The sequence below is a fragment of the Rhodococcus sp. Eu-32 genome (assembly GCF_003336925.1).
GTDB classification, from domain to species: domain Bacteria; phylum Actinomycetota; class Actinomycetes; order Mycobacteriales; family Mycobacteriaceae; genus Rhodococcoides; species Rhodococcoides kyotonensis_B.
Map to the genome: position 1 here is coordinate 120,884 of NZ_QGNK01000014.1, position 10,037 is coordinate 130,920.

Here is a 10,037-nt window from a genome sequence, read left to right on the forward strand (position 1 = left end):
TGTTCAAGGTTTCGGTCATTTCTCGACCATCGGCAAATCCGCCACAAACCAGAAAGAGGGCAGTCATGTCAGTGTCGCCCGACACCCCGGCCGCACCGCCGGCGTCACAACAGAAGGCCGCGAGAAAGGCAGCTTTCGCCGCCGCTCTGGCCACCTCTCTCGAGTGGTACGACTTCTACATCTACGGCACTGCAGCTGCACTCGTTTTCAGCAAGACATTCTTCGCCACGGACAACGAGGTCGTAGCAGCTCTCAACGCGTTCGCCACGGTTGCCATCGGCTTCGTCGCCCGCCCGGTCGGTGGAATCATCTCCGGCCACTTCGGCGACAGGATCGGGCGCAAACCCGTACTGGTGTTCGCAACGCTGTTGATGGGCATTGCCACTGCGTTGATCGGTTTCGTGCCCAACACGGAAATCGTCTGGCTTGCACCGGTACTGCTCGTCACCCTCCGCATCTGCCAAGGTCTCGCGGTGGGCGCTCAATGGGGCGGCGCAGTCCTGTTGGCAACGGAGTACGCGCCGGCCAACCGTCGCGGATTCTTCGGCAGCTTCGCACAACTCGGTATTCCGATCGGCGTTGTTCTGGGTAACGGCATATTTCTCGTCGTCGCATGGCTGGTCTCACCCGAGGCGTTCATGTCGTGGGGTTGGAGAGTGCCGTTCTGGATCAGCTTGGTCATGATCTTCGTTGCTTTCGGAATCCACAAGTATTTGGAGGAGACTCCGGAATTCCAGAAAGTCGAAGAGAAGCTGGCCACCACGCCGGCCCAGCAGAAGTCGCCGATTTTCCAGGTTCTGCGACGAAACCTCAGTACGGTCCTCCTCGCCGGGGGAACCTATCTGGTCGGTATCGCGATGTTCTACATCACGATCACCGGTTCCATCCAGGTCGCGACGACCAACCTGGGGATGGCGCGAGCGGACGTCCTGTGGATCATCATGGTCGGCGCAGCAGTCCTGATTCCCATGGTGCCGTTCACGGCTCATCTCTCGGACGTCTACGGCCGTCGTCTCATCTACGGAATCGGCATTGCCGGCATGGGCCTGTGGGCTATCCCGATGTGGATGCTGATTCAATCCTCGGGTTCCGGCAAGATCTGGCCCTTCGCTGTCGCCTTGATCGTGTCGTGTTTCGTCATGTCGTTCCAGACCGGCCCCCAGGCTGCCCTGTTCGCAGAGCTGTTCCCGGCTGAAATTCGCTATTCGGGTGCTTCGCTGGGATATCAGGCCGCAGCGATTCTCGGCGGCATGGCACCGATGGCGATGGTTGCTCTCGTGAACGGCCACGTGTCGAACATCTGGCGTGTGGGTTTGATGATCACCGCCCTGGCAGTGGTCGCTCTGGTGTGCCTCTTGGTTCTTTCGCTGCGGGCACGGCGGACCGACCGAGCGGCAGAGACGCACCCGGTTCCGGCACGGGCCACTCGCTGACCCTCGCCTGGCGCATGACCGAGGTCGGTGAGTGTTCTTTGCTGCACAATGGAAATGAGGCTCTTTGAGACACACGATGACCGTCGTGACAGCTGCTGTGGTTGCGCTGACCTCCGCATGCGCCAACGGCAGCAACGAAAGTTCCGGCGCCACCACGCCGACAACGCAACGCGTTGTCAGTGACGCCGTCGCTTCCTGCACTGCGTTGTCCGGTTTCGAACTCGATGCATCGCGCATCGCGTTGCCGACGTCGGGCGCACGCTTGACGGAGGCGGCAATCGCGCAATCCCCTGTGGCGGAACGAGATTACTGCCAGGTTACCGGCGCGATCGACGCCGTCGATCCAGCAGCACCCCCGATTCGATTCCAGGTGAATCTTCCGTTCGAGTGGAACGGTACAACCGTTCAGATGGGCGGCGGAGGCTACAACGGCACCGTCGTGACCGGACTCGACAACGTCCCCGGCACGGGCGACGCCGACCCGGACGCTTCGGACGCAAGTTCGTCCACGGATGTTCCCCTCCCGCCGATCGACCAAGGTTACGTGACTTTCGGCAGCGACGGTGGAACGGACGTCGGCGAGAACGCACCCGGTAGTTTCGCGCTCAACCCGACCGCGCTGGCCAACTATGCAGGCGAATCCGTCAAGAGAACCCGTGACGCCGCCATCGCCGTGGTCGAGCAGTTCTACGGGTCGACGCCCGACCTGCAGTTTCATGTCGGCGGATCGAAAGGGGGTCACGAAAGCCTCGTTGCCGCACAGCGCTACCCCGACGACTACGACGGCGTCATCGCGTACTACCCCGCCGCCCAGAACCAGGCATTCGTCGCTGGTTGGTCGGGCATGGTGGACGTTGCCTACGACGTTCCCGGCAATTACCTGGATTCCGAGCACAGGCAGTTCGTCACGGACGCCGTGATCGGCGCATGCGACGACCTCGACGGTGTCGAAGACGGCATCGTCTCGGATGTACGAGGATGCTCCGAGTCCTTCGATGTCTCGACTCTGCTGTGTGACTCGACGTCGACGCCTTGCCTCACACCTGCTCAGGCGGACGAAATCACTTTTGCGAGTGAGCCGCAGCGTCTGCCGTATCCGCTTGCCAACGGTGTCGACACCGTCGGACCGTATCCCGTGCTGGCCGGGGCCGACTTGTCGATATGGATGACGGACGAGGACACGTCGAACTACGACCGGTTCGTCGAAGGTGTGCAGAAGTACTTCATTGCTCAGGACTCGACGGAGAATCCCGTGGAGTTCGATTACATGAAGTACAGGGACCGAGTCGAAGCGTTCTCGCAGCAATTCGACGCCACCAGCACCGACCTCGACAGCTTCGTCGACAAGGGAGGCAAGTTGATCCTGGTGCAAGGTGACACCGACATGCTCGTGCCCCAGCAGGCGACGTCCAACTACTATGAAAATCTGGTGTCGAAGTACGGCAGAAGCGACTTGGATCAGAGCGTCAAGTACTACACGGTTCCCGGGTACGGTCACGGCAACGGTGAATTCGATCTGGTGTGGGATTCTCTCGGCGCATTGCAGACGTGGGTGGCGGATGGCGTCGCGCCGACGGAACAAATCGCACGCGAGAACGGCGATCGATCGCGCCCGTTGTGCGAATATCCCGGCTGGCCGAGATACACGGGTACTGGACCGGCCAACGAAGCCGGCGGCTTCGAATGCGCCACCACGCCCTAGCCGGTTAGCTACTGCGGCAGCCACGCCGCAGCGCCTAGTCGTCACTGCGAGCTAGAAATCGAAACGAGAACACCCCGCCTGCGACTTTCGTTGAGGGCGGGGTCTTTTCGTTTGGCCATCGGTACTCGCCCCAGCTGGACTCACAACTGGACGGTAGAGCGAATCTGTCCACGCCATCACGACATCAGTGCAAGTGCGACCGGATCCGGTTCAACCCGCGTCGAGCATTCCCATGGCCACATGACGGCAGGTGGTAATCGCGGTTCGATCGCCGAGTCCGAACAGTGTCATGTGGCGGAGGTGCCCGCGATGGCCCAGAACGACACACCGCGTCGCCCAGCGTGAGTTGGCACCGCACGAGGCTGTTATCGCGGCATAGCCTGCGGCACACATGAATTCGACAGAAGTAATGTCGAGCAGAAATGGCCGGCTCGACCCCGACGCTCGGTCGAGAGCACGACTGAACTCGTCGACGGTCCCGGCATCGACGTCACCCAGGACGTATACCACCTCATAGCCGAACGACGAGGACACAGTCACCCGAAATGGTTTGTGCCGCAGTGATATCGGCCATTGTTTGCACGTTCCCGGCGGCGGAGCGACATGCCCGTCCACGGGCGAGCTCTGAACCGGGGTCAACAGGTCGTTGCCCATTGCTACTCCAGACTTCACGAACCGACTCGCCGAACGGTCACGTCGAGATGAGATCCCGCCAGAATTGATGTCGCCGAGCAAGCTCTGCTGAGGTGGTGGTCAGCGGCTGTTCATTCAACCGACTTTCGAACCATAACCGAGCACCACCGATCACGTCCACTGTCGACGCGTGAAGAGCACGCAGTTCGCCTCGCTATCGACGCAACAGATTCCTGGCCTGCAACGTGTCCCTGGACACCGGCCACATTTCCGACACCCTGGTGTCGGATTCGGAACGGAGTACCGTGGAATCAGCTCCGCACCACCAAACAGTTGGTACCGCGCCCCACACGAAAGCCGTCGGCTGCTCGTCTACCTTTCGTCGTTCCCTGATTTCGAGGTGCAGATCCTCATGCCAGACTCTGACAACCACCGCACTGCCCCCTCCACAGACCGCATCCGCTCGTCCTCACCGGTCGTGATGATCACCGGCGCGTCGAGCGGTATCGGACGTGCAACAGCTCACCGATTCGCCCGCGACGGCGCCCGGCTGGTCCTGTGCGCACGCGGCCGCGTCGACCTGCACGCCGTTGCCGCCGAATGCACCGACCTCGGTGCCGAAGAAGTGTCGGTCCAGCCCGTCGACGTATCCCACCGAGACGAGGTGGATCACGTCGTTCACGAGATGATCGACCGGTACGACGGTCTCGACATCTGCGTGCACTCAGCGGCTGTGATGTCGTACGGCGCCTTCCTCGATACCCCCGCCGACGTCTTCGACGCGACCGTCGGCGTCGACCTTCTCGGCGCCGCGAACGTGGCACGTTCGACGTTGACCGTGTTCCGACGTCAACGGTCGGGTCACCTGATCATCATCGGGTCGCTGTTGGGCCGCATCGCGACACCGTGGATGAGCTCCTACGTCACGTCGAAATGGGGGCTTCGAGGCCTGACTCGCGTCTTGCGGCAAGAGGCGCGACGCTATCCCGGTGTTTCCGTCAGCTCCGTCGCACCGGGCGCCGTCCGCACCCCCATCTACGAGCGGGCCGCGACTTACATCGGCCGCGCAGGATCGCCGCCCCCGCCCGTCGCCTCCCCCGACGTCGTCGCCGCCGCGGTCTCGAAGGTAGTACGCAACCCTCGTCGCGAACGCGACGCCGACGCCCTTTTCGGTCTCGTCAACAAGAGCGCCACAGCAGCGTTCACAGTCCTGCCAGCCGTATTCGACATCCTCGCCGCGCCGTTGCTGTGGCGATTGGGCATCGCGCGACACCCGAAGGACAACTCGGTCGGCAACGTCTTCCATTCCCAACCCGCCGTGAAACAGGCGGGCACTGCCGCGCCCGATCAGCGTGGCTCGAACCTCACCGTCGATCAGCGGGCCGAGCCTGGGCAGTCGAAGCCTCGATGTGACGGGTAGACCTGACTCCGCACAACAAAAAGTGCCCCTGAACAGCGTAAAGGCTGTTCAGGGGCACTTGGTGTGCGCCATCAGGGACTCGAACCCCGGACCCGCTGATTAAGAGTCAGCTGCTCTAACCAACTGAGCTAATGGCGCCGATCCGCACCACGTGTTCTCTGCGGTGCGGAAGAAACATTAACAGCACAAACCGCCAGATGTGAAATCGCCTGGTCAGACCGGCTGTCGCGTCAGCTGAAGATCTTCCGGACGACCAGAACGGCCACCACCGCGCCGACGCCCACGAGGGTGTACTTGACCGGAGGCTCGTTCAGCTTCGAGACCAGCGACTGCTTCGTGCTCTCCACGATCCGCTTCGGGCTGGCACGAACGCTCAGCTCGTCGAGGGTGCTGGCGAGCTGATTACGAGCGGCCTCGATCTCGCGCTCGATCTTGTCGGTGTCCCTGGCCACTTGTCCTCCAACGTGTCGCAAACCATGTCTGTCGGAGTCGAGCCTAGAGCACGGGCCTATTTCGATACTCTCGTCACGTGACCGACAACAAGAAGCTCGAGCCCGGCGACACCGCCCCGGCGTTCTCATTGCCCGACGCAGACGGCAACACCGTCTCGCTGTCGGACTACGCGGGCAAGAAGGTGATCGTGTACTTCTACCCAGCCGCCAGCACACCCGGCTGCACGAAGCAGGCTTGCGACTTCCGTGACAGCCTGGCCGAGTTGAACGGCGAAGGCCTCGAGGTGGTCGGCATCTCTCCGGACAAGGAAGCAAAGCTCGCGAAGTTCCGCGACAACGAGGGCTTGAACTTCCCGCTGTTGTCCGACGTCGAGAAGACGACGCTGAAGGCGTGGGGCGCGTTCGGCGAGAAGAAGAATTACGGCAAGGTGTACGAGGGCGTCATCCGATCCACATTCCTCGTCGACGAGGAGGGCAAGATCGAGGTGGCCCAGTACAACGTTCGCGCCACCGGCCACGTCGCCAAGCTACGTCGCGACCTATCGGTCTGACGCAGCCAGCGTCCGCAGGAACAGAGCCTCGGCCACGGCGAGATTCTCGATCTCGCTGGGGTCGACGCTCTCGTTCGGGGCGTGGATGCGGCACTGAGGCTCCTCGACGCCCATCAACACGATCTCGGCTACCGGAAACGCCTCGGCGAGTGCGTTGCACAACGGGATCGAGCCGCCCTGACCCGCGGTCACGACGGGCGCGCCGAATGCCTCGCTCAACGCGTCCGACAACGCGGCGTAGCCCGGACCGTTGGTTCGGGCACGAAACGGCGACCCGATGGCCTCGCGCTCGATCGTGATACGCGCGCCCCACGGCACGTGAGATTCCAGATGAGCCACCAGCGCGTCCTGCGCCTCCTGCGCGTCGATTCCGGGCGGCACACGCAGATTCAGACGGGCAGACGCCGTCGGCGATATCGCTGCTGCCGAACCGACGACCGGTGGGCAATCGATACCTAGAATCGTCAACGCCGGGCGAGCCCAGACCGCGTCGGCAACCGACGACGATCCGGCCAGAGCGACACCCGTCAGAACGCCTGCATCCGAACGGAATCGATCCGCAGGATAATCGATGCCGTCCCACGTTTGCGTCGATTCCAGGCCGTCGACGACGGTGTCGCCGTTCTCGTTTCGCAACGTCGCCAACAGCTGCACGAGAGCCGCCAGTGCGTCCGGCGCCGGCCCTCCGTACATTCCTGAATGCACCTCGCCTTCCAGCGTGTCGACGCGAACGACGACGTTGGCGATGCCGCGCAGAGTCGTCGTCACGGTGGGTTGGCCGACGGCTGCGTTGCCGGTGTCGGCGATCACGATGACGTCGGCGTCGAACAACTCGGGGCGCTGTTCGACGAGTGCCTCCAGTCCCCCGGTCCCCACCTCCTCCGACCCCTCGGCCACGACGGTGATGCCGACTCCCGGGTTGCCGCCGAGCGCCCGTAACGCGAGCAGATGCATGATCAGATTGCCCTTGCAATCCGCAGCGCCGCGGCCGTACCAGCGGCCGTCGCGTTCGGTCAGTTCGAAGGGCTCGCTGTCCCACAGTGCGTGCTCACCGGGCGGTTGGACGTCGTAGTGCGAGTACAGCAGAACCGTCGGCGCGCCTACGGGTGCAGGCGTACGGCCCACGACAGCGAGCGAACCGTCGGTGGTCTCGATCAGGTCGACGGAGTCGATGCCTGCATCGAGGAACGCCGCCCGAACCCATTCGGCCGCCGCGACGCACTCCTCGCGCGGGAACTGACGTTCGTCGTGCACCGACCGGAAGGCCACCAATTCTGCGAGTTCACGCCGCGCTCGCGGCATGTCGGCAGCAACAATCGATCGAACATCCGACATCGGTTCTCCTGACGAGCAATCGGCGACGCATTCTCGCCCATTCTGTCACCGGGCACCGCTTCAGTTACCGACGATCTCCTGCTCCAACCACTCTGCGGTGTGCTGCCAGTGACGATCCCATGCTTCCTGCTCCAGCTGCTCCTGAGACTTGCCCGGCTCGGGAATGACCGGCGGGATGGTGAACTGAGGCGGATCGACCGTGGTGGGAACTGCTGCTGCATTCGGCGGAATGGCTTGCGCCGGAATAGGAGTGATGGTCTCGACCGTCCCGGTCCGCGGAACCGGAACGGTCGGGTCGACGGATTCCCACGTGACGGGTACCGGTTCGACGTACACCGGTTGCTCGTCGACCGTCTCCGGCGCGGCGGGAGCGGGAGCGGGAGTCGTCGTCTCCGGCGGCGCCGCGATCACGACCGACGACGTGGCCCCCGCAAGACTGGTATCGATCTCGGTTGCATCGTGGGACGGGGCCGTCGTCGGCGCAGCGGCCTGTTCGGGCTCACCGGGAAGTGTCGACGCGAGCGCGACGCCTCCCGAGAACACCGCGGCCAGAAGCGCGGCGGCGAGAACGATCTTCTTGCGCGATGGTGGAGTTCGTCTCGCGGTGGAAGAAATGGTTGTTGCAGCCTGCGATGCGGCAGGCTCGGCCTCGGCTTCCGCCCTTGTTTTCGTCTCGGGCTCGGCCTCGACGGCGGCCGGAGTCGGCACACCTTTGCGGAGATCGACCGGCTTCACCGGCTTCGACGCGGCCGCAAGCAACGCGGCACCCCGCGCGGCCACCTGGTCCGGATCGGACACTCGGATGACAGGCAACTCGAGGCCCAGCGACAGAATGTCGACGAGATCGCGACTTTCGGACCGATCTCCGAACAACGCGACCGAGTCGGCCTCGACGCCGGCCTCGTCTAGCACCTCCCACGCCAACGGAACCGTGCTGCCGATCTTCTCGGGTTCGATCGATGCCAGGGTGGCCGTCTTGGCGGGCGTGAGCGTCGCACCGGCAATGTCCGCCAACGAGATCGACACCCCCGCGTCACCCACGTAATAGAGGAGGACGCGGTGCGCGTCGGCAAAATCCGACGAACGGCCCAGCCAGCCGAGGAAGGACGACGACGCGGAAACCATCGACACGTCGAGCGTCGTGCAGTCGTCGAGGACTTTCTGCAGTGCGGTGCGTTCCGCGTCGGAGGAGTACACGACGCCGACCGCATCGACGGTCAGCTTTCGTCGCCTGGCGGCGGCGTGCATGCCGTCGAGTGCGGCAGGCACAGTTCCGGCGACGCCACCGTCGAGCGGCGTCATTCTGTTGGCGACGACGGCATCCGCCCGTGGGTCGAACAGGACGGCATACATCGAGCCGGACTCCAAGGACAGTCCAATGGTTGCCACGCGCTTCTCCTGTGCCTGAGGGGTGAGGCTCCCGACATGAACGTCTCCGACGCGCGATCGACGACGCCCACCCTGCACGAATACGTAACCTGGTGTTGTGAACCATACCGAAAGACCGTTTCTTTGACCAGAAAACAACCTATGACTTGTCACCAGCTCTGACTCCGGCGCCGCAGGTCGACGGCCGGCCCCGCTACCGACTGCCTGTTCTGTCGAAGATCGACTTTCGCGCGTTGTGGAACGAAAGCGCCCTGGGCCGCTAGCCTGAGCAGGTGGATTCCTCTGCTAGCGCCCAGTCTGCGAGACGTCTCGACGCTGCGCTCGAATCGACGGCCGAGACTCAGGAGCTCATGCCGCGTCGGCGTCCCACCCAAGAACGCAGCAAGCGCAAGTTCGACGCCCTGCTCACCGCATCTCGGGAGCTGCTCAGCGACGTCGGCTTCGAGTCGTTCACGTGCGAAGAGGTCGCGGCCCGCGCCGAGCTACCCATCGGGACCCTCTACCAGTTCTTCGCGAACAAGTACGTCATCGTCTGCGAACTGAACCGGCAGGACCTCGTCGGCGTGCAACAGGAGCTCGCCGAATTCAACGGCGAGGTTCCGTCACTCGACTGGTTGCGGTTCCTCAACAAGTTCGTCGACCACATGGCCGGACTTTGGATGTCCGACCCATCACGCCGCGAAGTCTGGCTCGCGATGCAGTCCACGCCGTCGACGCGTGCGACCGGCGTCATCCACGAACGCGAGTTCGCCGACCAGGTCGCGAAGATGCTCGGCCCTCTGACGCCGCGCACACCTCGTGCGCGACGCAACCTCATGGCGCAGGTGCTCGTGCACGTCGTCTACTCGATGCTCAACTTCTCCGTCCAGGACGGGCAGAGCCACGAGGACGCCGTCGCCGAACTCAAGCGCATCATGGCGGCATACCTGCTCGTCGCCGAAAAGGAGTCCCGGCGGTCGGGTCTGCCCACCACGAACTGACCCCAGGTGACCGAAGGACGCCCTCGCTCACTCAGAGTGACCGGATGTCACCTACGGTCCGGATCCGTCGTACGGCCCCAGGTGACCGAAGGACGCCCTCGCTCACTCAGAGTGACCGGAGGACGCCCTCGGTCCGGCGGCA

Annotated in this window: 8 protein-coding genes and 1 tRNA gene; 5 read left to right on the top strand and 4 right to left on the bottom strand. The window is 63.5% G+C overall.

What is annotated here, in order from left to right; all coding sequences use genetic code 11:
• The first annotated feature begins 65 nt into the window (after positions 1-65).
• From DK926_RS17665 to DK926_RS17680, 3 genes are all read left to right on the top strand, one after another.
• Entirely contained in the window at positions 66-1,433 is a 1,368-nt protein-coding gene (locus tag DK926_RS17665) for an MFS transporter (protein ID WP_114331491.1), read from the top strand.
• A gap of 85 nt (positions 1,434-1,518) precedes the next feature.
• The gene (locus DK926_RS17670) at positions 1,519-3,135 is read left to right on the top strand and encodes a tannase/feruloyl esterase family alpha/beta hydrolase (RefSeq protein ID WP_165839600.1); all 1,617 of its coding nucleotides are present in this window, start codon (positions 1,519-1,521) and stop codon (positions 3,133-3,135) included.
• Positions 3,136-4,180: 1,045 nt separating this feature from the next.
• A complete protein-coding gene (locus tag DK926_RS17680) occupies positions 4,181-5,188 on the top strand; it encodes an SDR family NAD(P)-dependent oxidoreductase (RefSeq protein ID WP_125833412.1) in 1,008 nt (335 codons plus the stop codon).
• Between the two features lie 64 nt (positions 5,189-5,252).
• On the opposite strand, the gene DK926_RS17685 is transcribed toward DK926_RS17680, so the two are convergent.
• Together DK926_RS17685 and DK926_RS17690 are read right to left on the bottom strand one after the other, a co-directional pair.
• A tRNA-Lys gene (locus DK926_RS17685) sits at positions 5,253-5,326 on the bottom strand.
• Between the two features lie 92 nt (positions 5,327-5,418).
• Entirely contained in the window at positions 5,419-5,640 is a 222-nt protein-coding gene (locus DK926_RS17690) for a DUF3618 domain-containing protein (RefSeq protein ID WP_068421038.1), read from the bottom strand.
• A gap of 77 nt (positions 5,641-5,717) precedes the next feature.
• Here DK926_RS17690 and bcp point away from each other — a divergent pair, with 77 nt between their 5' ends.
• Positions 5,718-6,191, top strand: a complete 474-nt coding sequence (gene bcp / locus DK926_RS17695) for a thioredoxin-dependent thiol peroxidase (protein ID WP_068421031.1) — start codon at positions 5,718-5,720, stop codon at positions 6,189-6,191.
• Here bcp and DK926_RS17700 read toward each other — a convergent pair.
• A complete protein-coding gene (locus DK926_RS17700) occupies positions 6,180-7,526 on the bottom strand; it encodes a dipeptidase (RefSeq protein WP_114331495.1) in 1,347 nt (448 codons plus the stop codon). The two genes, bcp and DK926_RS17700, sit on opposite strands and share 12 nt — an antisense overlap.
• Positions 7,527-7,586: 60 nt before the next feature.
• Positions 7,587-8,915 carry a hypothetical protein gene (locus DK926_RS17705; RefSeq protein WP_243636876.1) on the bottom strand — a complete coding sequence of 443 codons (1,329 nt, stop codon included), beginning with the start codon at positions 8,913-8,915 and terminating at the stop codon, positions 7,587-7,589.
• A gap of 272 nt (positions 8,916-9,187) precedes the next feature.
• Here DK926_RS17705 and DK926_RS17710 point away from each other — a divergent pair, with 272 nt between their 5' ends.
• A complete protein-coding gene (locus DK926_RS17710) occupies positions 9,188-9,895 on the top strand; it encodes a TetR/AcrR family transcriptional regulator (RefSeq protein WP_068421026.1) in 708 nt (235 codons plus the stop codon).
• The last annotated feature ends 142 nt before the right edge of the window (positions 9,896-10,037 follow it).